General features: G+C 63.0%; 19 protein-coding genes and 3 pseudogenes. 5 read left to right on the top strand and 17 right to left on the bottom strand.

Features of this window, described 5'->3' with window-relative positions; genetic code table 11:
- Nucleotides 1–25 precede the first annotated feature (25 nt).
- From VCJ09_RS11470 to VCJ09_RS11430, 9 genes and pseudogenes are all read right to left on the bottom strand, one after another.
- Nucleotides 26–193 (bottom strand): hypothetical protein, encoded by a 168-nt coding sequence (locus VCJ09_RS11470; RefSeq protein WP_324734414.1) that lies wholly within the window; start codon nt 191–193, stop codon nt 26–28.
- Nucleotides 194–713: 520 nt separating this feature from the next.
- Nucleotides 714–1,706 (bottom strand): GTP 3',8-cyclase MoaA, encoded by a 993-nt coding sequence (gene moaA, locus VCJ09_RS11465; protein ID WP_324734413.1) that lies wholly within the window; start codon nt 1,704–1,706, stop codon nt 714–716.
- Nucleotides 1,707–1,778: 72 nt separating this feature from the next.
- Nucleotides 1,779–2,750: a peptidylprolyl isomerase gene (locus VCJ09_RS11460; RefSeq protein WP_324734412.1), complete on the bottom strand. Its 972-nt coding sequence runs from the start codon at nt 2,748–2,750 to the stop codon at nt 1,779–1,781.
- Nucleotides 2,751–2,847: 97 nt separating this feature from the next.
- Nucleotides 2,848–3,660: a respiratory nitrate reductase subunit gamma gene (narI, locus tag VCJ09_RS11455; RefSeq protein WP_324734411.1), complete on the bottom strand. Its 813-nt coding sequence runs from the start codon at nt 3,658–3,660 to the stop codon at nt 2,848–2,850.
- Nucleotides 3,653–4,408 (bottom strand): nitrate reductase molybdenum cofactor assembly chaperone, encoded by a 756-nt coding sequence (narJ, locus tag VCJ09_RS11450; protein ID WP_324734410.1) that lies wholly within the window; start codon nt 4,406–4,408, stop codon nt 3,653–3,655. The genes narI and narJ overlap by 8 nt, the downstream gene beginning before the upstream one ends.
- A gap of 2 nt (nt 4,409–4,410) precedes the next feature.
- On the bottom strand, nt 4,411–5,949 hold the full coding sequence (gene narH / locus VCJ09_RS11445; protein WP_079201923.1) for a nitrate reductase subunit beta: 1,539 nt from the start codon (nt 5,947–5,949) through the stop codon (nt 4,411–4,413).
- Between the two features lie 11 nt (nt 5,950–5,960).
- Nucleotides 5,961–9,731 (bottom strand): nitrate reductase subunit alpha, encoded by a 3,771-nt coding sequence (locus tag VCJ09_RS11440; RefSeq protein WP_079201922.1) that lies wholly within the window; start codon nt 9,729–9,731, stop codon nt 5,961–5,963.
- Between the two features lie 69 nt (nt 9,732–9,800).
- On the bottom strand, nt 9,801–11,216 hold the full coding sequence (locus VCJ09_RS11435) for a NarK family nitrate/nitrite MFS transporter (protein WP_324734409.1): 1,416 nt from the start codon (nt 11,214–11,216) through the stop codon (nt 9,801–9,803).
- Nucleotides 11,197–12,499 (bottom strand): annotated as a pseudogene (locus tag VCJ09_RS11430) (MFS transporter); the annotation flags it as partial. The pseudogene VCJ09_RS11430 and the gene VCJ09_RS11435, both read right to left, overlap by 20 nt.
- 235 nt (nt 12,500–12,734) lie before the next feature.
- Here VCJ09_RS11430 and VCJ09_RS11425 point away from each other — a divergent pair.
- Nucleotides 12,735–14,534 (top strand): HAMP domain-containing protein, encoded by a 1,800-nt coding sequence (locus tag VCJ09_RS11425; protein WP_324734407.1) that lies wholly within the window; start codon nt 12,735–12,737, stop codon nt 14,532–14,534.
- The gene (gene narL / locus VCJ09_RS11420) at nt 14,531–15,169 is read left to right on the top strand and encodes a two-component system response regulator NarL (protein ID WP_079201918.1); all 639 of its coding nucleotides are present in this window, start codon (nt 14,531–14,533) and stop codon (nt 15,167–15,169) included. The genes VCJ09_RS11425 and narL overlap by 4 nt, the downstream gene beginning before the upstream one ends.
- 242 nt (nt 15,170–15,411) lie before the next feature.
- On the opposite strand, the gene can is transcribed toward narL, so the two are convergent.
- The gene (gene can, locus VCJ09_RS11415; protein WP_324734406.1) at nt 15,412–16,038 is read right to left on the bottom strand and encodes a carbonate dehydratase; all 627 of its coding nucleotides are present in this window, start codon (nt 16,036–16,038) and stop codon (nt 15,412–15,414) included.
- A 267-nt stretch (nt 16,039–16,305) separates the two neighbouring features.
- Here can and VCJ09_RS11410 point away from each other — a divergent pair, with 267 nt between their 5' ends.
- The 3 genes from VCJ09_RS11410 (at nt 16,306) to VCJ09_RS11400 (ending at nt 19,123) form a co-directional block, all read left to right on the top strand.
- A complete protein-coding gene (locus tag VCJ09_RS11410) occupies nt 16,306–17,520 on the top strand; it encodes an alginate export family protein (protein ID WP_407693039.1) in 1,215 nt (404 codons plus the stop codon).
- A gap of 83 nt (nt 17,521–17,603) precedes the next feature.
- Entirely contained in the window at nt 17,604–18,377 is a 774-nt protein-coding gene (locus VCJ09_RS11405) for a type IV pili methyl-accepting chemotaxis transducer N-terminal domain-containing protein (RefSeq protein WP_324734404.1), read from the top strand.
- 68 nt (nt 18,378–18,445) lie between these two features.
- The gene (locus tag VCJ09_RS11400) at nt 18,446–19,123 is read left to right on the top strand and encodes a Crp/Fnr family transcriptional regulator (protein WP_324734403.1); all 678 of its coding nucleotides are present in this window, start codon (nt 18,446–18,448) and stop codon (nt 19,121–19,123) included.
- Nucleotides 19,124–19,275: 152 nt separating this feature from the next.
- On the opposite strand, the pseudogene VCJ09_RS24780 reads toward VCJ09_RS11400, so the two are convergent.
- The 7 genes and pseudogenes from VCJ09_RS24780 to moaB all read right to left on the bottom strand — a co-directional run.
- Nucleotides 19,276–19,875 (bottom strand): annotated as a pseudogene (locus tag VCJ09_RS24780) (methyl-accepting chemotaxis protein); the annotation flags it as partial.
- Between the two features lie 267 nt (nt 19,876–20,142).
- Nucleotides 20,143–20,871 (bottom strand): annotated as a pseudogene (locus VCJ09_RS24775) (type IV pili methyl-accepting chemotaxis transducer N-terminal domain-containing protein); the annotation flags it as partial.
- 97 nt (nt 20,872–20,968) lie between these two features.
- Nucleotides 20,969–21,469 carry a ubiquinone anaerobic biosynthesis accessory factor UbiT gene (gene ubiT / locus VCJ09_RS11390; protein WP_324734401.1) on the bottom strand — a complete coding sequence of 167 codons (501 nt, stop codon included), beginning with the start codon at nt 21,467–21,469 and terminating at the stop codon, nt 20,969–20,971.
- Nucleotides 21,466–22,353, bottom strand: a complete 888-nt coding sequence (locus VCJ09_RS11385) for a U32 family peptidase (protein WP_324734400.1) — start codon at nt 22,351–22,353, stop codon at nt 21,466–21,468. The genes ubiT and VCJ09_RS11385 overlap by 4 nt, the downstream gene beginning before the upstream one ends.
- Before the next feature lie 10 nt (nt 22,354–22,363).
- Nucleotides 22,364–23,359: a ubiquinone anaerobic biosynthesis protein UbiU gene (ubiU, locus tag VCJ09_RS11380; protein ID WP_324734399.1), complete on the bottom strand. Its 996-nt coding sequence runs from the start codon at nt 23,357–23,359 to the stop codon at nt 22,364–22,366.
- A gap of 172 nt (nt 23,360–23,531) precedes the next feature.
- The gene (locus VCJ09_RS11375; RefSeq protein WP_324734398.1) at nt 23,532–24,764 is read right to left on the bottom strand and encodes a molybdopterin molybdotransferase MoeA; all 1,233 of its coding nucleotides are present in this window, start codon (nt 24,762–24,764) and stop codon (nt 23,532–23,534) included.
- Nucleotides 24,761–25,318, bottom strand: a complete 558-nt coding sequence (gene moaB, locus VCJ09_RS11370) for a molybdenum cofactor biosynthesis protein B (RefSeq protein ID WP_324734397.1) — start codon at nt 25,316–25,318, stop codon at nt 24,761–24,763. The genes VCJ09_RS11375 and moaB overlap by 4 nt, the downstream gene beginning before the upstream one ends.
- Nucleotides 25,319–25,391: the final 73 nt, after the last annotated feature.

The following is a 25,391-nucleotide window of genomic DNA, read 5'->3' as shown; positions in this document are numbered from 1 at the left end:
GAGAATCGCCAGGCTCCGCTAAGGGTCAGGCGTCTTTTTGCCCAGTGACGGTCGCGCCCTGAACGATGGCGAGCCAAGCCAGGCAGAGCACACCAACGCTAATCCACTGCGCAGGCACGTCGAGCCAATGAGCGCCAAACGCCAGGCCGACGATGAATATGATGTAGCCGACGATATATATCCCAAATGACATCACGATCACCCAGACTAAACAGACCTCGCGACTATACCCACCTGGCCTGGCCAGCTCTGTACGCCAGCGCACGCTGATTAGTGGTTGTGGCAGGCAGGGCGGACTCAGCCGCGCAAGTGAGCAGTCCGCCATTTTGCGGCCGGTCGACGTGCCACTTCAGCCGTAACAAGCGCTTCTACAGAGCGAGCCTTAGGCCAGAAATCGGCTAAACAATGGCTAGGTACCCGTTAACTGTTGCAACGCGCTTTTGCCGGGTGGGTTAGTGGCGCTGAGCAGAGGCGGAACATCAACTGCGGAAATTGCGTGCCGCGTACCCCACCAAGCGGTTGTCGACTTCCCTCATCTAGTGGGTTAGGGCGCAACCGACTACGCACCCACAAATAGCCTGCAGTCATGCGCCTAATTCAACCGAGGAAATGGCGCTTCAACCCATAACGGCTACATAGCCCAGAAATGGCCGCTCAGGGCGACCAACTGAGAGGTAAAAGGAGTTTATCGATAGGGCATCGGAGACAAGGCTTCAGCCGCCGCTGGCGTTCATGAAACGCAGGATCTTCACTTCGCCATCGGCGCTGAATTCGTGGCGCAGTGGTTTGCGTTGCAGGGCCTGCTGCACCGCGTCGATGATTGGTTGGTCGTCCAGCGGGTAGCGGCGCACCAGGGCGCGCAGGTCGATGGAGTTTTCATGGCCCAGGCACAACAGCAGGCGGCCTTCGACGGTCAGGCGCACGCGGTTGCAGGTGCTGCAGAAGTTGTGCGAATTCGGTGAAATGAAGCCGATTCGGGTAGCCGCATGCTCCTTCAGGCGGATATAGCGCGCTGGCCCGCCGCTGTGTTCGGCGCTATCGAGTACCGCATGCCGGCTGCTGATCAGGTTGCGCACTTCTTCGCTGGAACAGTACGACTCGCCACGTGAACGGCCGACGTCGCCCAGGGGCATTTCCTCGATGAAGCTGATATCGAGCTGCTTGGCGATGGCGTAGTCGACCAGGTCGAGCACTTCGTCGAAGTTGCGCCCTTTCATGACCACCGCGTTGAGCTTGATCCGCTCGAAACCGGCATCGCGCGCCGCTTCGATGCCGTCCAGCACCTGGCGCAGGCTGCCGGTCCGGGTGATGCCGCGAAATTTTCCGGCATCCAGGCTGTCGAGGCTGATGTTCAGGCGCTTGACCCCGGCGTCGGCCAGCGGCCTGGCCAGTTTGACCAGTTGCGAGCCATTGCTGGTCATCACCAGCTCGCGCAAGCCGGGCAAGGCGGCGATGCGCTGGCACAGCTCGACGATGCCGTTGCGCACCAGCGGTTCGCCGCCGGTCAGGCGGATCTTCTTCACCCCCAGGCCGACGAACAGCGCCGCCAGGCGATACAGCTCCTCGATCCCAAGTACCTGCTGACGCGGCAGGAAGGTCATGTCTTCGGCCATGCAATAGACACAGCGAAAGTCACACCTGTCGGTGACCGACATGCGCAGGTAATCGATAGTGCGGCCAAAGCCATCCTGCAAGACAGTGTTCATGGGGTACTCCATGCCTGGGAAAAATCGAGCCTCGCGGCGCGCAGCAGGCACTGCGCACCGTTGCCATCGGGGCTACTGCAACAGCGGTGAATCGGCGCCTTGCAACAGGATGCCGACGATAGTCGCCGCGCCAATCAGGGTTTGCAGGTACTGAGCCACGCCCTTCTGCCATACGCCTTGTTGCAGCAGTGTACGGATCGAGTCGGCGACCACGTCGTAAGGCAATTGCTTGCCTTCGATGCGCTGATCGACGCTGACTACATGCCAGCCGTAGCGGCTTTCCAGCGGTTGGCCGGCCAGCCCGGCAGGCAGCTTGAACAGTTGCCGCTCGAACTCGGGCACGGTCTGGCCTTTGCTCAGTTGCCCCAACGCACCAGCCTGGGCCTTTGAAGGACACGCCGAGTGGACCAGGGCCAGTTCGGCGAAGCGACCGCCATCCTGGCGCAACAGCTCAAGCAACTGATCAGCTTTCTCACGAACCAGGCTGCGCGCCTCGGCATCGTCCGGGGCACACTCGAGCAGGATGTGCCGCGCGGCCAGCAAGGGAGCGGTGACGTAGCGCGCCCGATTGCTCTGGTAATAATGCTGACAGCTTTGCTCGTCGCACTCCGGTAGCGCCACTTCCTGCTCGATCAGCTGGCGGGTAGCGGCCTCCTCCGCGCTTTCGCCAGGTTCGGCCTGCACCGACAAGCCCAGTTCGACGATGCGCTGCTGCAGCAGTTCACGAATCACCAGCGCCTGGGCGGCAAGAAACACCGCTTCCTCGCGGCTCTCTGCCGGGTGATATTGCAGCTCCTGAGCCATGGCGTCGGACGCGATAGTCACGCCGTTGACCGTGACCCGCGGCCATTCCTGCTCGCTGCTGGCGATCAGCGTGGGGGCTGACTCGACTTCCTCGGCAAGGGCCTCCGGCTCATCGGCCGTAGGCCGCGATTGGGGAGTTACCTCTTGTACTCCAGGGGCATCAACCAGCAGATCGACTGGCGGCTTTTGTCCGCCGCACCCGCCCTGCCCTGCATTGCTACCACCGCATCCACATCCCATGAGAAATTCCTCGTTAGCGCTTACATCATTCATTCACGTACCAGCTGTGGTGGGCCGCTGCGGATCGCCGCCCGGCCCACCCGACACCACTGGCCTGTTAGATATCCTTGGCCTTGGCGGCGCTAAAGGCATAGCCAGGCTGCGGCGCTTGCACAGGTCTCTCATGAGCAGGTTGTGCGAGCGGACGCACCTGCGGCCGTTGCGCAACCGGACGCACAGCCTTCTGCCGGACGATCTGGTAGCGCCGTCCCAGGTACCACACCGGTGCGCTGATGATGTGCACCAGGCGGGTGAAGGGGAACAGCACGAACAGGGTCATCCCGAGGAACACGTGCAGCTTGTACACCACGCTCACCGATTCGATGCTGGCGGCCGCGGCCACTGGCTGCAGGGTGACGGTGTATTGTGCCCAGTCGGCCAGCAGCACCATCACCGAGCCGTCCATGTGGCCGGCCGAGACGAAGATGCTCAACAGGCCAAGCAGCAACTGCGTCAGCAGCACGAACAGGAGGACGATGTCCGAGGTGGTGGAACTGGCTCGCACCCGCGCGTCGGACATACGCCGTTTAAGCAGCATCAGCAGGCCGATCAGGCACAGCACGCCGAAGAAGCCGCCGGAGACCATGGCCAGCAATTGCTTGTTCTCGGTACTGATAAACACGTGGTAGAGCGCTGCGGGCATCAACAGGCCGACGAAGTGACCGGCCAGGACGAACAGCACGCCGACGTGGAACAGGTTGCTGGCGATGCGCATGTAGCGTTGCTCGGCCGCCGAGCGGGCGAATATCTGGCTCGATCCGGCCTTCCAGCTGTACTGCGACAGGTCGAAACGCGCCCAGCTGCCGATGATGCAGATAGCCAGGGCGATGTAGGGATAAACCCCGAACGCCATCAGATTGAAGTTAGACATTGCGCACCTCCTGGGTCAGCTCGGTGGCCAACCCATCCTGATTGAAATCAACCCAGTGCAACGGCACCGCCGACTCTTCACGGGCCTTGCCCGGCAAGCTGGTCTGGCTCGGGCAACGGTCTTGCTGCTCGGCTTGGAGGAAGTCCACGGCCTCCTCCTCCCAGATCTTGTCGAGGGCTTCGAGCGAGTCGTCGCGTACCTCGGCAGCGACCTGTTCGCGCATCTCGGCCATGGCTTCCTGCGGTTCGACCCCGGCGATCTGCAGCAGTGCGCGGAAGCAGCCGGCATAGGCACTTTCGCGCTCGTCCAGACGAGTAGCCAACAACGTCAGCAGATGACTGACATCGGCCAGGCCCTCGCGGGCCTCCAGGTCTTCGCGGGTGGAGAGAAACTCCAGGTACAGCGGGATGTAGTCGGGCAGTTCCTTGATGCCGATGGCGAAACCGGCTTCCTCGTACTGCGCCATCATGTCGACCATCGCCTGACCACGATCACGCGACTCGCCGTGTACGTGCTCGAACAACAGCAGCGACAGCGAGCGACCACGACCGAACAGCGCACCATAGTGCTCCTGGCCATCCATCAGGTCGTTGTCGCAGATCAGTGCCAGCAGCTCGTGCAGCGCGCCGCGTTGCGCCGGGCTGATTTCCCGCGAGGCGTCGACGGCCAGGGCCAACTCGGCCCGGCCCTCCAGCAACTGCTCGGTCGGATAATCCAGCAGCAGTGAAATCACCTTGAGAATTTGCATGCTCACTCCTCCCACATCTGTACGGTTTTGAGGATGTCGCGCTTGTTGGCCTTCTTCGCCCCGAACATGTTGGTGTCGGAGGAGCCGCCACAACCGCTGCCGAAGCTGAAGCCACAGCCGGAACGCTCGGCGAAGGCATCGCTGGTCGCCTCCTCACGGTGCGCACTGGGGATGACGAAGCGGTCTTCGTAGTTGGCGATGGCCAAGTAGCGGTACATGTCTTCGACTTGCGCCACGCTCAGGCCGACATCGGCCAGCACCTGCAGGTCCTGCACGCCGTCCACTTGCTCGGAACGCTTGTAGGCCCGCATGGCCAGCAGCCGCTTGAGCGCCAACTTGACCGGGATGACGTCGCCGGCGGTGAGCAGGTTGGCCAGGTAACGCAGCGGAATGCGCAGGCTGTCGACATCCGGGATCACCCCGTTCATGCCTACGGTGCCAGCGGTCGCGGCGTTCTGGATCGGCGACAGCGGCGGCACGTACCAGACCATCGGCAGGGTGCGGTATTCCGGGTGCAGCGGCAGCGCCAGCTTCCAGTCAACCGCCAGTTTGTACACCGGGGATTTCTGCGCGGCGTCGATCACCGACATCGGTACGCCGTCGGCCAGGGCCTGGGCGATGACCTTCGGGTCATTCGGGTCGAGGAAAATCTCCAGTTGCTTGTGGTACAGATCCTGTTCGTTCGGCGTGCTGGCCACTTCAAGGATGCGGTCGGCGTCATACAACAACACGCCGAGGTAGCGGATGCGGCCGACGCAGGTTTCCGAACACACGGTCGGCATGCCGGCCTCGATGCGCGGGTAGCAGAAGATGCACTTCTCGGATTTTCCGCTCTTCCAGTTGAAGTAGATTTTCTTGTACGGGCAGCCGCTGATGCACATGCGCCAGCCGCGGCACTTTTCCTGGTCGATGAGGACGATGCCGTCTTCTTCGCGCTTGTAGATCGCCCCGCTCGGGCAGGAAGCCGCGCAGGTCGGGTTGAGGCAGTGCTCGCACAGACGCGGCAGGTACATCATGAAAGTATTTTCATACTCGCCATAGATGTCGGCCTGGATCTGGTCGAAGTTCTTGTCCTTACGCCGCTTGGCGAACTCGGTACCGAGAATCTCTTCCCAGTTCGGGCCCCACTCGATCTTCTGCATACGCTTGCCGCTGATCACCGAGCGCGGCCGAGCGGTCGGTTGGTGCTCACCCAGGGGCGCGGTGTGCAGGTGCTGGTAGTCGAAATCGAACGGCTCGTAGTAGTCGTCAATGGTCGGCAGATCCGGGTTGGCGAAGATATTCGCCAGTACGCGGAATTTGCCGCCAATCTTCGGATTGATCGAGCCGTCCTTGTTGCGGATCCAGCCGCCCTTCCACTTGTCCTGGTTTTCCCATTCCTTGGGGTAGCCGATCCCTGGCTTGGTTTCGACGTTGTTGAACCAGGCGTATTCCATACCTTCGCGGCTGGTCCAGACGTTTTTGCAGGTGATCGAACAGGTGTGGCAACCGATGCACTTGTCCAGGTTGAGGACCATGCCTACTTGCGAACGAATTTTCATGGCAGAGCTCCTCAAATGTCTTGCGGCAGGGGTTGTGGCAGAGCTTCGTCGTCTGTGCCATCAAGCCAGTCGATCTTGTCCATCTTGCGTACCACGACGAATTCGTCGCGGTTGCAACCAACCGTGCCGTAATAGTTGAAACCGTAGGCCTGCTGGGCATAGCCACCGATCATATGGGTCGGCTTGAGCACCACGCGGGTCACCGAGTTGTGGTGGCCGCCGCGGGTCTTGGTCATCTCGCTGCCGGGCATGTTTATGATGCGTTCCTGGGCGTGGTACATCATCACCATGCCGTCCTTGACCCGCTGGCTAACTACCGCACGGGCGACCAGAGCGCCGTTGACGTTGAAGCATTCGACCCAGTCGTTGTCCTCGATACCGGCACGCTTGGCGTCGGTTTCCGAGAGCCAGATGATCGGCCCACCACGGCTCAGGGTGAGCATGATCAGGTTGTCGCTGTAGGTGCTGTGGATGCCCCACTTCTGGTGCGGGGTGATCCAGTTGAGAACAATCTCGGTGTGGCCGTTAGGCTGCTTGCCCTTCACTGCATCGATGGTGCGGGTGTTGATCGGCGGCCGGTAGCTCATCAGCTGCTCGCCAAACGCCTGCATCCACGGGTGATCCTGGTAAAACTGCTGACGGCCGGTGATGGTGCGCCATGGGATGAACTCGTGGACGTTGGTGTAGCCGGCGTTGTAGCTGACCTTCTCGTCTTCCAGACCCGACCAGGTCGGACTGGAGATGATCTTGCGCGGCTGCGCCTGGATGTCGCGAAAGCGAATCGCCTCGTGCGCCTTGGAGATCGCCAGGTGGCTGTGATCCAGGCCGGTGAACTCGGACAACGCCGCCCAGGCCTTGAGCGCTACGTGGCCGTTGGTTTCCGGGGCCAAGGTGAGGATCACCTCGCAGGCATCGATGGCCGTCTCGATCTGTGGCCGGCCTTGGCTGACGCCTTCGGCACGCACCTTGTGGTTGAGTTCGCCGAGGAATTCGACCTCATGCTCGGTGTTCCAGTTGATGCCCTTGCCGCCGTTACCCAGCTTGTCGAGCAACGGGCCGAGGGAGCTGAACTTCTTGTAGACGTTCGGGTAGTCGCGTTCGACCACGGTCATATTCGGGCAGTTCTTGCCTGGTACCGGGACTTCGCCTGCAGTTTTCCAGTCGATACCGCCGAACGGCTGGGCCAGTTCGCCGACGCTGTCGTGCTGCATCGGAATAGTGACCAGATCCTGCTCGACGCCCAGATGGCCGACCGACATCTCGGAGAAGGCCTTGGCGATGCCCTTGTAGATTTCCCAATCGGAACGCGATTCCCAGGCCGGATCGATGGCCGCGGACAGCGGGTGGATAAACGGGTGCATGTCCGAGGTGTTCATGTCGTCCTTCTCGTACCAGGTCGCCGTCGGCAACACGATGTCCGAGTAGACGCAGGTGGAAGACATGCGGAAGTCCAGGGTGGTGACCAGGTCGAGCTTGCCGATCGCACCTTCGTCAACCCACTCGACATCGCTCGGCTTGACCCCGCCACGTGTGCCAAGGTCTTCGTTCATCACGCCGTTCTTGGTGCCCAGCAGGTACTTGAGCATGTACTCGTGGCCCTTGCCCGAGCTGCCCAGCAGGTTGGAACGCCAGATGAACATGTTGCGCGGGAAGTTCTCCGGGCTATCCGGCTGCTCGCAGGAGAAACGCAGCGACTCGTCCTGCAGCGACTTGAGCACGTAATCCACCGGCGACATGCCGGCAGCTGCCGCATCCTTGGTGATTTGCAGCGGGTTACGGTTCATCTGCGGCGCACTCGGCAGCCAGCCGGCGCGTTCGGCGCGGATGTTGTAGTCCAGCGCATGCTCGGGGAACTGCGACTTGTCGGCCAGCGGCGAGAGCACTTCGTGCATGCTCATCGTCTCGTGACGCCATTGCGAGCTGTGGGCATAGAAGAAGCTGGTACCGTTCATCTGGCGTGGCGGACGGCTCCAGTCCAGACCAAAGGCCAGAGGCAACCAGCCACACTGCGGACGCAGTTTTTCCTGGCCGACGTAGTGAGCCCAGCCGCCACCGGTTTGGCCGACACAACCACACATCATCAACATGTTGATGAGGCCGCGGTAGTTCATGTCCATGTGGTACCAGTGGTTCATCGCCGCACCGACGATGATCATGCTGCGACCCTTGGTCTTGTCGGCGTTGTCGGCAAATTCGCGGGCGATCTGGATCGCCTTCTCGCGCGACACGCCGGTGATCAGTTCCTGCCAGGCCGGAGTGCCTGGCACAGTGGCATCGTCGTAGTCCTTGGCGACGTTGCCACCACCCAGGCCGCGGTCGATCGCCAGATTGGCTGCCGACAGGTCGAACACGGTGGCGACCTTGGCTTGGCTGCCGTCGGCCAGCGTAATGCTGCGTACCGGTACGCGACGCAGTTGCACGGCTTCGCCGGCGACATGCTGGAAGTGCTCGTGGGTCTGGCCGCCGAAGTACGGGAAGGCCACTTCGGCTATCTCTTCGCCGATCAGGCTGAGTTGCAGATTGACCTCGCGACCATCGCCGCCTTCACGGGCTTCGATGTTCCACTTGCCCTTCTCGCCCCAGCGGTAGCCGATCGAACCCAACGGCGACACCAGTTGATTGGTGTCGCTGTCCAGCGCGATGGTCTTCCACTCGGGATTGTTTTCCTGATCCAGGTTGGCGGCCAGGTCAGCGGCACGCAGGAAACGATCCGGCTGGTAGCCGTTGAGTTCCGGGGTGGCGCCGACGTGATCCTTGAGCAGCACCAGCATCGGGAAGTCGGTATAGCGACGCACGTAGTCGGTGAAGTAAGCGCTCGGCTTGTCGAGGTGGAATTCTTTGAAGATGACGTGGTTGAACGCCTGGGCCAGCGCCGCATCGGTGCCCTGCTTGGGGTTCAGCCAGAGGTCGGTAAGCTTGGCCACCTCGGAGTAATCCGGAGTGATGGACACGGTCTTGGTGCCCTTGTAGCGCACTTCGGTGAAGAAGTGTGCATCCGGGGTGCGCGTCTGCGGCACGTTAGAGCCCCAGGCAATGATGTAGTTGGAGTTGTACCAGTCGGCCGATTCCGGCACGTCGGTCTGCTCGCCCCACACTTGCGGCGAAGCCGGCGGCAGGTCGCAATACCAGTCGTAGAAGCTCAGGCACACGCCACCGATCAGCGACAGGTAACGCGAACCGGCGGCGTAGCTGACCATCGACATGGCCGGGATCGGCGAGAAGCCGACCACGCGGTCCGGGCCGTGCTCTTTAACGGTGTAGACGTTGGCCGCGGCGATGATCTCGTTGACTTCGTCCCAGCTCGAGCGGATGAAGCCACCCATGCCGCGCTTGCTCTTGTAGGACTCGGCCTTGACCGGATCCTCGACAATGCTCGCCCAGGCCTGCACCGGGGCCATAGTAGCCCGCGCTTCACGCCAGAGTTTCAACAGCGGCTTGCGGATTTTCGGGTACTTCAGGCGGTTGGCGCTGTAGATGTACCAGCTGTAGCTAGCCCCGCGCGGACAGCCGCGTGGCTCGTGATTGGGCAGGTCGTTGCGGGTGCGCGGGTAATCGGTCTGCTGGGTTTCCCAGGTGATCAGACCGTTCTTCACGTAGATCTTCCAGGAGCACGAGCCGGTGCAGTTCACCCCGTGGGTGGAACGCACGATCTTGTCGTACTGCCAGCGCGAACGGTAGACGTTCTCCCAGTCGCGGGACTCGATACGGGTTTCGCCATGACCATCGGCGAATTCACCCTGCTTACGGTTGAAGAAACGCAATTGGTCGAGTAGATGACTCATCTCTATATTCCTCTCAGGCTTGCCGCGGGATCTGCGTCCCGCACACGCAATAATTCGATTCGTTACCGGTTAGCAGGGGATTTCCGCGCCTTTGCGCGAGTACCACCACCAGGTCACCAGGATGCAGCTGACGTAGTAACCGATGAACACGTACAGGGCCATTTGCGGGCCGCCTGTCAGCGCCATCGAGGTGCCGAAAGACTTGGGGATGAAGAAGGCGCCGTAGGCCGCCACTGCCGAACTGAAACCGAGCACCGCGGCCGCTTCCTTGCCGGCGTCCTTGAGCGCCTGCGCCTTGATCGCCGGCGTTTTACCGATGCTGCTGCGCTCGTGCAGGGTGCGGAAGATCACCGGAATCATGCGGAAGGTGGAGCCGTTGCCGATGCCGGTGGTGACGAACAGCAACATGAACATGGCCAGGAAACCGTAGAAGTTGCCCTCGGTGCCGGCTACCGGGATGAAGGCGAGTACGCCGAACACCGCCGCGATCATCAGCACGAAGTTCCACAGGGTCACCCGTGCGCCGCCCAGCTTGTCGGCCAGCCAGCCACCCAGCGGGCGCACCAGGGCGCCGACCAACGGGCCGAGGAAGGCGAACTGGAGCGGATCGACGCCAGGAAACTGGGTCTTGATCAGTAGCGGGAAGCCGGCGGCGAAGCCGATGAAGGAGCCGAAGGTGGCCAGGTACAGCCAGCACATCAACCAGTTGTGCTTACGGCCGAAGATCACCGACTGCTCTTTGAAGGACGCCTTGGCGCTGGACAGGTCGTGCATACCGAACCAGGCCGCCACGGCCACCGCGGCAATGAACGGCACCCAGATGAAGCCGGCGTTCTGCAGCCACAGTTGGCTACCGTCGCCCAGTTCCTTGGCCTGACCACCGACCGCACCGAACAGGCCTACGCCGATCACCAGCGGCACGGTGAACTGCATCACCGATACGCCGAGGTTGCCCAAGCCGGCATTCAGACCGAGCGCGGTGCCCTGCTGCGACTTGGGATAGAAGAAGCTGATATTGGCCATGCTCGAGGCGAAGTTGCCGCCGCCGAAGCCGCACAGCAGCGCAATGATCACGAACACACTGTACGAGGTGTTGATGTCCTGTACGGCGAAGCCCATCCACAAGGCCGGCAGCAACAGCGAAGCGGTACTCAGGGCGGTCCATCTACGGCCGCCGAAAATCGGCACCATGAACGAGTAGAAGATCCGCAGGGTGGCGCCGGACAAGCCCGGCAGCGCCGCCAGCCAGAACAACTGGTCATTGGTGAAGCTGAAGCCGATGCTGTTCAGGCGCACGGTCACCGCGCTCCAGACCATCCACACGGCGAAGGCCAGGAGCAACGCCGGGATCGAGATCCACAGGTTGCGGGTGGCGATCTGCTTGCCGACGCTGCCCCAGAAGTGCGGGTCTTCCGGTCGCCAGTCGTGAATAACCGGTCCCTGGTTGGGCACCCCGGTTACCGGGGGATTCTTGGTTGCGGACATGCTCATTCTCCTTCAAGCGGCAGGAAAGCAGGAGCCGTGGACTTCTCGGAGACCAGGCCCATAACGGGAGTTTTGCGAACTTCGCTGAAGTACATCCAGATCAGGGAGACCCAGACCACGCCGTACATCAGCATGAAACTGGAGGAGCGCACGCCCGTCAGATCGACCAGGGCGCCGAACATGATCGGCAGGATGAAGCCACCGAGGCCGCCGGCCAGGCCGACGATGCCGGAGATGGCGCCCATGTTGTCCGGGTAGTCATCGGAGATGTACTTGAATACCGAAGCCTTGCCGAAGGCGAAGGCGATACCGACGATGAACAGCAGCGCGGTGAAGGCCCAGGCATTGAGGCCAATGCTGTAGGTCTGCGGGCCATTGACGGTCTGCACGATCAGTTCGGTCTGCGGGTAGGACAGCAGGAACAGGCACACCCAACTCACCCACATCACCCACCAGGTCACGCTCTGCGCGCCCCACTTGTCCGACATCCAGCCACCCATGGCGCGCAGCACACCGCCCGGCAGGGAGAAGCAGGCGGCCAGCAAGGCGGCGCTCTGCAGGTTGAAGCCGTATTCTTCGACGTAGTACTTGGTCATCCACAGGGCCAGGGCCACATAGCCGCCGAAGACGATCGAGTAGTACTGGCAGTAGCGCATCACCTTGGGGTCTTTCAGGGTGCGCAGCTGATCGGCCAGGGACACGGTGCTACGCACCTGATGGCCCTTGTTCTCGTAAGTACAGAACCAGAACAGCAGCGCGGTGATGAACATGATTGCCGAGTAGACCTTGGGCACCATCTGCCAGCTGGCCGCGGCGATGATCGCCGGCGCGACGAACTTGGTCAGCGCGGCGCCAGCGTTACCGGCACCGAAGATGCCCATGGCGAAACCCTGGTTCTGCCGCTCGAACCACTTGGCGACATAGGCGATGCCGACCGAGAAGGAACCGCCGGCCAGGCCGACGAACAGGCCGAGGACCAGGAAGTGCCAGTACTCGGTGGCCATGCTGATCATGTAGATCGGCAACACACAGACCAGCATCAGCAGGAAGAACACGATGCGCCCGCCGAACCTGTCGGTGAGCATGCCCAGCGGCAGGCGCACCAGCGAACCACTGAGCACCGGTGTGGCGGCCAGCAGGCCGAACTGGGTATCGTTGAGCTGCAGTAACTCCTTGATCGGAACGCCGAGTACGGCGAACATCATCCAGACCATGAAGCAGATAGTGAACGCCAGGGTACTCATGCCCAACACTAGGCCCTGTTGTGCTCTCAGACTTGCCATAGCGAACCCCCTAATTCCTGAACCATGGGCGGTACACTAGATAGGCAAGGGGGCGGCGCACTTGACTTGGGTCAATTAATTCAGCGCTGTCTGGGCCTACCCTGCCCCGTCTACCTCCTAAGTGGTAGTCCGTTTTTTCACATACTTTTCCTTTTAAAACATATAGTTATAAACAATATAAATCCTTGCCAGCGAGACTGCTGGCAGGCTGAGTTCTTTAGAGGTAGTCAGTCCGATGTTGAGATGGATGCGCAGTTCGCTGCCGGTCAGAGCCGGTTTTGCGGTGACCCTGATCGCCGTGCTGGCGCTCGGCAGCTCCATCAGCGCCGGGCTGATTGCCTGGTTCAGCGAGGACGATGCGGCGGCGATCAATACCGCCGGCTCCCTGCGCATGGCCACCTACCGCCTGAACTGGCAACTCGAGGCCGGTGCGCCCCCGGAAAGCATCGCCGCGCTACGCGATGACCTGCAGTTGCGCCTGGACGGCAGCCTGCAACAGCGCATCAGCGGCAGCCCGGACGATCCGCTGTACAACGCCTACCGCGATATCCATACGCTATGGCTGGAGCAGCTGCGCCCGGCCCTGGATCGCGGCGATAAGGTCGCCTTCCAGCAGCACACCGAAAACTTCGTCGCCCAGTTGGAGCATTTCGTCATGCTCCTGCAGAAACAGAGCGAACGCCGCCAGGGCTGGCAACAGAGCATCCAGGGCGCTGCCCTGCTGATCACCGTGATCATTCTGCTGGTGGGCATGTACGAACTGCAGCTAAATGTGATCAGCCCGCTGCAGGAACTGGCCGGGACGGCCGAGCGTTTTCGCAACGGCGATCACGGCGCGCGGGTCGAGTTCCGCTCGGATGACGAGCTGGGGCAGATGGCCGAGAGTTTCAATGCCATGGCCGAGGCCATCGAAGAATCGCACCGCACCCTGGAAAGCCGGGTGGCGCAGAAGACCCAGACCCTGGAGCAAACCAACTCCGCCCTGGAACTGCTCTATCAGAGCAGCTCCAGCCTGGCCACCCGCCAGGCCAATGCCGAGCGCCTCGACGAGCTGATCAGCCGCTTCCAGCAGCGCCTGCCGGGCCTGCGCCTGACCCTGTGCCTGCAGGACAATGTCTATGCGCCCGCCGAGCAACTGCTGGCCCTGCATGGCAGCGAAACCCGCGAGGTCTGCGCGCGCAGCGATTGCGACACCTGCGAACGCAAGACCAACCCCGACCAGGCCACCTTCATCATCAGCAATCAGGGCAATAACCTGGGCGAACTGAAAGCCTACTTCCGCGACGGGCATAAGCCGCAGAGCTGGGAAACCGCGCTGATCCAGGCCCTGGCCAACCAGATCGGCACGGCGCTGTCGCTCAAGCGCCAGCGCGAGCAGGAACATCGCCTGCTGCTGCTTGACGAGCGCACCACCATTGCCCGCGAGCTGCATGACTCGCTGGCCCAGGCGCTGTCCTATATGAAGCTACAAGTCAGCCGCCTGCAGACCCTGATCCGCCGCGGTGAAAGCGCGCAAACCCTGGAAACCGTCAGCGACGAATTGCGTGACGGCTTGAACACCGCCTACCGGCAACTGCGCGAGCTGCTGACCACCTTCCGCCTGCAGATCCAGGACGGCGGCCTCGACCAGGAACTCAAAGACACGGTGCAGGAGTTTGCCAAGCGCGGCGACTTCAGCGCCGAACTGCAGATCGACCGCCTGGCCTTTCAGCTCTCGGCCAGCGAGCAGATTCATCTGTTGCAGATCGCCCGCGAGGCGCTGTCCAACTGCGCTCGGCATGCCCAGGCCAAACACGCCTGGCTGCGCCTGCGCCAGGTCGGCGAACAGGTCGAGTTGTCGGTCGAAGACGATGGCTGCGGCCTGGTTCAGGGCTTCGACCCGCGCCAACACCACGGTCTGACCATCATGCAGGAGCGTGCGCGCAGCCTGCATGGCCAGCTCGACATCGAACCACGCGCGCCCAAGGGCACCCGTATCCATTTGCAGTTCCGCCCGGAGTTCCTCGGGCGTCACGAACAAGGTAACGCCGCATGAACCCGCCGATCCGCCACAGCATCCTGCTTGTCGATGACCACCCGATGATGCGCCGCGGCATGCGCCAGTTGCTCGAACTCGAAGCAGACCTGGAGGTCATCGGTGAGGCCGGGCATGGCGCAGAGGCCCTGCAGATGGTCGGCGAGTTGCAGCCCGAGCTGATCCTGCTGGACAACAACATGCCGCAGATGAACGGCCTGGAAACCCTGCGCCGCCTGCGCGAGATGCACTACCACGGCAAGGTGTTGATCTTCACCGTGTCCGATTCCGAAGACGACATCCGCGACGCCATGCGCCTGGATGCCGATGGCTACCTGCTCAAGGACATGGAGCCGGAGTTGCTGATCCAGTCGATTCGCGATGCCCTGCAAGGCAGCCTGGTGGTCAGCCCCACCCTGACCCGGATCCTCGCCCAGGCGCTGCGCTCGCCCCACGCCAGCGCGCAGGCCGACCTGACCGAACGCGAACGCCAGGTGCTGAAGACCATCGCCGCCGGCCACAGCAACAAGGTCATCGGCCACAAGCTCGGGATCACCGAGGGCACGGTCAAGGTCCATGTGAAAAATCTGCTGCACAAACTCGGCCTGCGCTCGCGGGTCGAAGCCGCGGTCTGGGCGATGGAACATCTGCGTTAGCCCACCGCCGAAACCGGATGAGTCTGGCCGCGCAGGTTGAGCGTAGCGATACTCATGCTGTCGAACAGTATGAGCAACGCCCGATCACCAACAACACTGAATGATCGTGCCCACGCTCCGCGTGGGTACGCCGCTCTGGACGCTCTGCGTCCATGCCTCGTTCGCCGTGACGCGCAGCGTCACTGGCTGTATTCCCACGCTGGAGCGTGGGAACAATACGATCCAACCGCGCCCGCCTGCATTCACTGATCGTAGAGAAAACTGTCGTCGAGCTGGTCCGCCCCGCTGACCGTCACCCCCAGATCATTGACCAGACCATCGGTAAGCCCGTAGATCCAGCCATGCACGGCCAGCGGTTGGCCGCGTTTCCAGGCGTTCTGCACGATGGTGGTATGGCAGACATTGCGCACCTGGCGTTGCACGTTCAGCTCGCACAACAGGTTGACCTGGGCTTCCGACTCCAAGCCACGAAAACATTCGAGATTCTGGTGATACAGCGCCTTGAGCGCGCGCAGCCAGTTGTCGATCAGGCCCAGCGCCTCATGCCCCAAGGCCGCGCGCACTCCGCCACAACCATAGTGGCCGCAGACGATCACCTGTTTGACCTGCAGCACGTCTACCGCGTACTGCAGCACCGAGAGAAAATTCATGTCGGTGGCCACCACCATATTGGCCACGTTGCGATGCACGAACAGCTCGCCCGGCATCAGGCCGACCACCTCATTGGCCGGCACCCGGCTGTCCGAGCAGCCGATCCAGAGAAACTCCGGCCGTTGCTGGCGCGCCAGGCGCGCAAAGAACTCCGGATCCCTGGCCTTGAGTGACTCAGCCCAGAAGCGGTTATTGGCCAACAACTGTTCAACGTCCATCGACGCTCCCGATCTCCCCACCGGCGGCAGGGGCATGCGCAAGGATAGACATGACGCATAGCGGCAGAATTGTTGTGGATCAATATTCCATTCCCTCTACCCACCCTGAACCAGGACGACCTCTTTAGAGGTAGCCCGCCTAAACACCCGGGAGCAGCCCGGCGACAACTTTTTCGCCATCTTGATGGCCGTCAATATGTTCTACCGCCGTGCCGCTAACGTGCCCTCCAGAATTCACCTGCTTGAGGCATGACCATGAAAAGCTACATGACGCCAATCGCCCTTGCCCTGCTCGCCTGCGCCAGCAACGCCAGCGCCAGCGCCAGTGAAAACCTCGGCAACCTGTTCAAGGACGGCAAGCCGATCCTCGACCTGCGCTACCGCTACGAACACGTCGACCAGGACAACGCGCTGAACAACGCCAACGCCCAGACCCTGCGCACCCGCGTCGGCTTCCAGAGCGGCAAGTGGTACGGCCTCTCTGCCCTGATCGAGGCGGACAACGTCAGCCGCATCGGCGACGCCAGCTACAACAGCACGCGCAACGGCCAGACCGATTTTTCCGTGGTCGCCGACCCGGACGGCAGCGAAATCAACCAGGCCCTGCTGCGCTATGACCACAGCCTGGGCAACGCGGTGGTCGGCCGCCAGCGCATCAATCTGGACAACCAGCGCTTCGTCGGCGGCGTCGGCTGGCGGCAGAACGAGCAGACTTACGACGGCGTGCTCGGCCAACTGAAACCGCTGGACGGCCTGACCCTGACCTACGCCTACATCGACCAGATAAACAGTATTTTCGGCCCCGGCAACGGCCGCTTCGACACGGCGGGCAACCCGGCCAATATCGAAGGCCACAGCCACCTGCTGAATGCCCAGTACGTGGTCATGCCCGAGCTGACCGCCACCGTCTACCAGTACCGCCTCGGCCTGGACAACCTGGCGCTGGGCAATCAATCGAGCCAGACCAGCGGTGTACGCCTCAATGGCGCCGTAGCCGGGGTCAGCTACACCCTGGAGTACGCCCAGCAGAAGGATTACGCCGACAACCCGCAGGATCTGGATAGCGACTACTACCTGGCGGAACTGGGTTACACGGTCAAAGGCGTGGCGCTCAAGGGTGGCTACGAAGTGCTCGGTGGCGACTCGGGACCGAGTAACCGCGCCTTCCAGACCCCGCTGGCGACCAAGCACGCCTTCCAGGGTTGGGCCGACATCTTCCTGCTGACCCCGGCTGATGGCGTCGAGGACGCTTACGTCGGCTTTACTGCCCCCCTGCTCGGCGGCAACCTGGCGGCCTGGTACCACGATTTCAGCGCCGAGCGTGGCAGCAACAACTACGGCTCGGAGATCGATGTTTCCTACGCCCATGCGATTCCGGGCGTGAAGGGCCTAGTCGGCCTGGTCAAGTACTCTGGCTACGATGCCGACGACTTCGCCGTGGACACCGACAAGCTGTGGCTGCAGGCGCAATACAGCTATTAAACGATAGGCTCGGTCGTTCTTTTACCGAGCGCACCCTGGGCGCGTCTTCCCCTGCGGGAGGGCGCACCCCCTGGAGAGACTCCATGCGCAAGAAAAACTGGTGCGGGCTGCTGTTCGGTCTGGTGCTCCTCAGCCCTTCGCTGTGGGCGGCCATCGGCGCCGCTGAGGCGGTCAACCTGTCGGGCATGCAGCGCATGCTCAGCCAACGCATCGCCAAGAATTACCTGATGATCGGCGCCGAGATTCGGCCTGAACAAGCCAATCAGCAGCTCGATGAGAGCCTGGCACGTTTCGAAAGCAACCTCCTCGCCCTGGATGGCTATACCTCCAGCCCGCCCATCGAGCAGCAGCTGCAGCGCGTCACCCTGCGCTGGCAGGAGTACCGCAACCTGATTCTGCAACGTCCCGACCGCGACTCCGCGATGCGGGTGCTGACCCTCAGCGACCAACTGCTCGCCGAAAGCGAGACCTTGGTGGCACAGATCGAACGCTCCAGCGGCGGTCGCACTGCACAACTGGTTAACCGCAGTGGACGCCAGCGCATGCTCAGCCAGCGCATCGCCAAGCTGTATCTGGCACTGAGCTGGAGGCTGCCAAACACAGAGCTGCAGACCCAGTTTGAGCAGGCAGTGGACGAGTTCAACCAGGCCCTGGAAGAGTTGCGCGCGGCACCGGAAAACAATGCGGCAATCAACGCGGCGCTGGCCAAGGCCAGTGCACAATGGGAATTCTCGCAACGTGGTTTTCAGCTGTCCGAGGACGCCCGCTATGTGCCGACGCTGATCAGCATAACCTGTGAGACGCTGCTCAAGCAGATGGACGGCCTGACTCGGGCCTACGCCGAGCTGCCCCTTTAGAGGTAGCCCTGAGGAGGAATGGGCAGCCCCGGTTGGGGCACCTAAGATGGTACCTACTGAGGTGAACCATGCTGAGCGACTCCACGACCCTTGCCATTCTGCGCGAGCACCAGTTGTTCGATAGGCTGCCCGCCAGCGCTTTTCAGGAAGTCGGCAACCTGGCGATTCATCGACGTCTGCACAGCCTCGACATCCTCTTCCACCAGGGCGATCTGGCAGAGCGTTTCTACCTGCTGCTGGAAGGGCAGATCATCCTGACCCGCGTGCTGCCGGAAGGTAGCGAAAAACTGGTCGAGGTGATCCGGCCAGGGCAGATTTTTGCCGATTCCCTGCTGTTCTGCGATACCCGCCACTATCCGGTAACCGCCAGCGCCCTGAAACCCAGTTGCCTGGTAAGCATCGATGGCGCCCACTATCGCCACCTACTCGAAGTGCAACCGAGCATCTGCCTGGAACTGCTGGCCAGTTTCAGCATGCGCCTGCACCAGCGACTGGCTGAAATCGACACCCTCGCCGTGGCCAATGCCAGCCGCCGCGTGGTGCGCTTTCTCTGTCAGGAACAGGCGGCCGGCAATGGCCAGATCAAGCTCAGCGTGCCGAAACGTCTGATCGCCTCGCAACTGGGCATCCAGCCGGAAACCTTCTCGCGCATCCTCCATCGCCTGATCGATGCCGGATTGATCGCCATGGAACAGCGCAATATTCGCATCATCAATACGCTCAGACTGGCCAACTACTACGAGTGAGGCGAGGGCTGCGGTTGCGCCATCCACCGAGCGCCCCCTTATCTAGCAGGTACACGGTTCGACGGCGCAGCGTCCGATGGATCCTTTACGCGATTGATCATCTGCCGCCGCAACGGCGGCGTGGCAGGCTGACTGCCCACCACGTCGTCCCGTCAAACCTGCAAACGGAAGCGTCCGGTCAGCACTTGCAGGCCATCCATACTCAGGGTGATGGCCTGGCTGGTCGACTCGGTATCGCGGGTGGAAACGGCCGCCTGATCGGCGACTCCAGCGATATGGGTCAGCGATCGGTGCATGTCGTCGGCCACCTGGCACTGCTCCTCGGCCGCCGTGGCGATCTGGTTGGTCATGCCGCGAATGGTCTGCACCGCACCGACGATATTTTCCAGGGCGCCCTGCGCCGCTTCGATCTGCTGCAAGGTGGCATCGCTGCCACGCCGTGATTCGTCCATGGCCCGGCCGGCGCGCTCGGTTTGCTGCTGCAGGCGCCCGATCAGGCCGCTGATCTCGCCGGCGGAACTCTGGGTGCGTGCGGCCAGACTGCGTACTTCGTCGGCGACCACGGCAAAACCCCGGCCCTGCTCACCCGCCCTGGCCGCCTCGATGGCCGCGTTGAGTGCGAGCAGGTTGGTCTGATCGGCAATTGCGCTGATCACCTCCAGCACCCGACCGATTTCCTGGCTGTCTGCAGCCAGTTGCAACATCAGTTCGGACAACCCATCGACATGCCCGGACAGCTCGCGAATGGCGGCGACCGAACTGCGCATGACTGTGCGGCCATTGCCGGTTTCGCTGTCGGCGGTATCGGCTGCCGATGCCGCCGCTACTGTGCTGCGCGCCACTTCTTGGGAGGTGGCGAGCATTTCGTGCATGGCCGTGGCCACCTGATCGATCTCGGCCTGCTGGCCGACCACATTACGCGCGCTCTCGCCGGCAACCGCCGCCATGCGACTGCAATGACCATCGGCCTCATCCGCGGCCTGACGCACCGCACGGATCATGTCGCTGACCTGTTGCAGCAGTCGGTTATAGGCCGTGCCGATCTGACCCAATTCATTGTCGGCGTAATCCACAGCCAACTTTTGCGAAAAATCACCGCGGCTGACCCGCTCGAGCCTGCAGCGCAGCTCATCGAGCTGGCGCATCAGCCAACTCATCCCGGCCACCCGTCCGAGCACCACCAACAACAGGATGGCCAAGGTCGAACCCAGCGCCACCCAACGCTGCACGCTGGCACTGCGGTTGGCCTCGACCGACATCAGCTGCACCACTTCGTTGCTCGCGGCGAGCAGGGATTCCGAGTCGGCGGCAAGCGTTTGCAGCGCGTCGCGGTCGCCCTTGGCAACGGCCAGCACCAGCGTGCGGTAACGGCCCCAGGCCTGATCGACCTGACGCAGAAGCAGCTGGGCGGCCGGCAGTTCTACCGCGGCGATGCCCTGGCCCTGGTCACCCTGTACCAGCAGCCGATGGGCACTCTCGAAGCGCTGCAGGGTGGCCTCTAGTTTCGCCAGCGGCAACGCCTCTTGCGCGACCAGCAGGCTCTCCTTGGCCATTTTCTGGCTGAGCATGCGTTGCGCGCCGGCCATGTCCAGTTGCCTGGCATCCTGGTCGGAGGTGAACAGCACCCCGGCAGTCAGTGCCGCGCAGAGGAAGATCAGGCTGTAGGAAAAGAAGAACTGGGTGTTGATGCTGCGCAGGCCAACACCGCGCAATAGCCGCTGAATTCCGCGCGCCAAGGTGTCAGACATATCGAGTCCTTTTCCATCATGCTATTTGATTGATCATTGTCAGAAGCTCGCCACATCATCGCAATCACACTTTAGGTGTACTTGCTTTGCCGCCCGCTTAGGAATAAACCTCGGTCTTGCCCTTCGTCGCCGGAACTTCAACCGCCTCGCCCAGCGCGCAGATCAACTGCCATAACTTGGGCGGCAAGCCTTCCGGGTCGAGGCTGTCAAGCAGGTTCTTGATGCCCAGGCCCAGGTCGGTATCGCCCTCGATCATCAGGCGGCGGCGGAAAAACAGGGTATCCGGGTCCTCCTGACGACTGGCCAACAGGAGGAACTCGCGCCAGTTGCCGCGGATGCAGACATCCACCGGCGCCTCGGCCGCGATACGCAGACCACTCTGGTCGCGGGTCAGGCACCAGGCCAGCTGCAAATCGCTGATTTCCAAGCGCAGCCAGCGGCCCTGCAACAAGTCGAACTCGCCTGCCGCCAGGGGTTCGGCGAACAGGCGGGCAATGACCTTTTCCAGCACCAGGCGCTGCAGCGGGAATGGCACATGGCGGCCCAGCGGCAAGAGTGGCGGGCCGACTCGCATGGCCAGGCGGGCAAAGGTCTTCATAGCACCACCTCGGCGGCGCCCAGCATACCGGCGCGGCCGTGCCAATAACCGTTACAGCCGTCCACCGCCAAGGGCGGCAGCGCGCCGCCACGCACCGCATCGAACGCACCGATCACTCCGGCCATGCCTTCGGCGCGCGGGCTCAGGCGCAGCATATCGGCGCCGGTCGCGGCCAGTTGCGCATAGTCGGCGAGCAAGTTGTTGACCTTGGCCGACATGGTCTGGATGCCGTTGAGGGTGAACAACGCCTCGCCTTCCTGACTGTGCAGCACGATGCCTTCCGGGAAACTCTCGCAGCAAATCTGGCAGTCGTCCTTGGGCCGGTTTTCCGCGCGGGCGGTGAAGCAGCGCGCCGAGTAGGCCAAGGGCAGATGCCCGTAGGCGAACAGCTCCACCTCCGGCCGCGTCAGGCCGAGGCTGTCGAGTTGCTCCAGGGTGTTGCGGATCAGCGCGCCGGAGCATTCGACCGGCGGCACCCAGCGCTGCAGGCCGCAGTCGATCAGCTCGGCCAGGGCGTGGCCGTTGTACAGATTCAGCGCGGGACCGGCGACGAAGGGCAGCTTGCGTTCACGCAGGAACTGCACCGCGCCCATATCGTTGGCCTCCACCAGCAGTTCGCCGTTGTCGCACAGACGCTTCAGGCTGGACAGCTCGGAAGCCGCCTCGACCAGCGCCAGGCCCGACAGCACCCGCTCGGCGCGCGTGCATTCGCCCAACTCGCGGGCCAGGCCGAGCCAGTCATCCAGGCTGAGGGCGCGACGCTTGGCGCACACCGTCTCGCCGAGATAGATGGCATCGAGTGGTTGCTCGGCCATTTCGGCATAGAAATCCAGCAGTTTTTCGCGGCTCCAGTAGAACAGGACGGGTCCCAGACTGAGCTTCATGATGATTTCCTCATTGCCAGGAACGATGGTAGGCGCCCAGCGTGGTCTGGCTGCCCTCGGACAAGCTGTCCAGTGCGCTGCGCCACTGTGGCTGCACCGTGAAATTCTCCGGCGCGCGGGTGTAGGCATCCAGCGCCGAGCGCCAGACCCGGGTGACCTGCTCGACATAGGCCGGGCTGCGCTGGCGGCCCTCGATTTTCACCGCCGTCACGCCGATCGCGGCGAGCTGCGGGATCAGGTCGAGGGTGTTTAGGCTGGTCGGCTCTTCCAGGGCATGGAAGCGCTGGCCGCCGACCAGGAAGCGGCCCTTGCACAGGGTCGGGTAACCGGCCGGCTCATCCTTGCCATAGCGGTCGATCAGCACGCCATTGAGGCGCGAGGTAAGACCCTCGGCATCTTCCTGCCAACGCACGGCCTTGGCCGGCGAACAGACGCCACACAGGTTGGGCGATTCGCCTGTCAGATAAGACGACAGATGGCAGCGGCCCTCGGCCATGATGCACAGGCTGCCAAAGGCGAATACCTCGATCGGCACCGGACTTTTTTCCGCCACCTGGCGCACCTGCGCCAGCGACAGCACCCGGGGCAGCACCGCGCGGCGGATGCCATAGCGCTGCTGATAGAGCGTCAGGGCGGCGGCATTAGTCGCCGAGCCCTGCACCGACAGGTGCAGGTTGAGGCTGGGATGCCGGCGGCTGGCATAGGCCAGCACCCCCGGATCGGCGGCGATCAGGGCATCCACACCGAGCGCCGCGGCCTGGTCGACCGCACGCTGCCAGCGTGCCCAGCCGTCGGGCTGGGCATAGGTATTGACCGCGATATACAGCTGCCGCCCGTGCTGACGGATCAGCTGCAGGCCGCTTTCGAGCTGCTTGTCGTCGAGGTTCAGACCAGAGAAATGGCGAGCATTGGTGTCATTGCGAAAACCGACATAGACGGCGTCAGCGCCCTGCCGAACCGCGGCCTTGAGGGCAGGCAGGCTGCCTGCGGGACAAACCAGTTGCATGAAAACTCCTTCCGGGCGGAATACTGTCGGGCACTGTAGGGGTTGGCTCTGAGCGAGGCCTTGATCGCGGTCAACAAGCCTCGACTCGCCGGGTGGGCCGAGCCTTGGCCACATCGCCTGAACTGTGGAATCAGCAAGGGCCGAGTATCTCCCCGGCCGCAACGGTTTGGCGTTAATGCATCAGCGCACTGAACGGTAGGTAATCGAGCATTTCGCCCTCCTCCAGGGTCTGGCCTACCTCGACCAGCGCCAGGCCGTCGGCCCAGCAGGCCGAGGTGAGCATGGCCGAGCCCTGCTGCGGGTGCAGGCACACGCGCAACTGACCGTCCTGCTGCTGCAGGCGGGCACGCAGGTACTGGCGGCGACCATTGGCCTTGGGCCAGGCGAATCCCGCCGGCAGGCGCAGCGGCTGCGGCACTACATCCAGGCAACCCTGGGCGCGCAGCAGAAAGGGCCGCGCCACCACCAGGGCGGTGATCAAGGCCGCCGCCGGGTTGCCTGGCAAGCCCAGCCAGGGTTTGCCGCCCACGTCGCCGAAGGCCAGCGGCTTGCCCGGCTGGATCGCCAGGCGCCACAGGTGCAATTCGCCCAGCTCGCGGATCGCCTGTTTGAGGTGATCCTCCTCGCCGACCGACACCCCGCCGGAGGTGATCAGCATGTCCCACTCCGACGCGGCCAGGCTCAGGGCATCGCGGCTGGCCGCCAGCTCGTCGGCCATGATTTCGTAATCATGGACTTCCACGCCCAGGCTGGTCAGCACAGCTGCCAGGCTGTAGCGGTTGGCGTTGTAGATCTGCCCGGGCTGTAGCGCTTCACCCGGCTCGCGCAACTCGTTGCCGCTGCTCAGCAGGCCGACCCGCAGACGCCGATAGACCGCCACCCGGTCGATGCCGAAGCTGGCCAGCAGGCCCAGTTCCTGGGGCCGCAGGCGCTGTCCGACGCTCAGCACCAGGGTGCCGGCAGCCAACTCCTCGCCACACCGGCGCACATGTTCGCCGCCCTGTACCGGCGGCAGCCACACCCGCCCCTCCTCGAGCCGGCATTGCTCCTGCATCACCACGCTGTCGGCGCCAGGCGGCAAGGGCGCGCCAGTGAAGATGCGCACGGCATGGCCGGCCGGCAAGGCGTGCGCTGCCGCATCGCCGGCAGCGATACGCCCGGCCAGGGGCAGGCAACCACCACCCGCCGGCAGATCGGCGGCGCGCAGGGCGTAGCCATCCATTGCACTGTTGTCCCAGGCCGGCACCTCGAACGGTGCGTGCAGCGGCTCGGCCAACACCCGGCCGAGAGCCTGGCTCAGGGTTACCCGCTCCACTGGCGGCGGTGCCGGTGCGCGCGCCAGCAATTCGGCGATGGCCTGATCAACCGGCCGCAGGTTGTTGCCGTCGCAGCCGCAGGCGCTCAAGAGCGAGCTCCGCAGCGCGCGACGTGCGGCTGATCGGCCAGGCGCTTGAGGTGGGCGACGAAGTTGCACGGCCCAGTGCGGCTATCCAGTTGCTCGCGCAGAATCTTCTCCCAGGCCGTGCGGCAGGCGTTGGGCGAACCGGGCAGGCAGCAGACCAACGCGCCATTGCTGATCCCGGCCAATGCACGCGATTGCAGGCTGGAGGTACCGATTTCATCCAGCGAGACCTGGCGAAACAGTTCGCCAAAGCCATCGACCAGCTTGTCCAGCAAGGGCGTCACGGCTTGCGGGGTATTGTCCCGCGCGGTGAAACCGGTGCCGCCGGTGATCAGTATCACCTGCACCAGTGGATCGGCGATCCAGGTACAGACCCGCGCGCGGATCTGCCAGATATCGTCGATCACCAGAGCACGCTCGACCAGCGCGTGGCCGGCGGCCTCCAGCCCCTCTATCAGGGTTTGCCCCGAGGTGTCGCTCGCCCGATTGCGGGTGTCGCTGACGGTCAGGACGGCGATGCGTAATGCCTGGAATTCGGCGCTGGACAGATGAGCCATGCTGGAAACCTCCATAGAATGTCTGGCCGCAGACTGCACCGGTACTTTGCTACAGCCCATTCCTCGTTGGAGG

The organism is Pseudomonas paeninsulae (assembly GCF_035621475.1).
Lineage (GTDB): Bacteria > Pseudomonadota > Gammaproteobacteria > Pseudomonadales > Pseudomonadaceae > Aquipseudomonas > Aquipseudomonas paeninsulae.
This window is presented reverse-complemented; position numbering and strand designations above follow the sequence as displayed.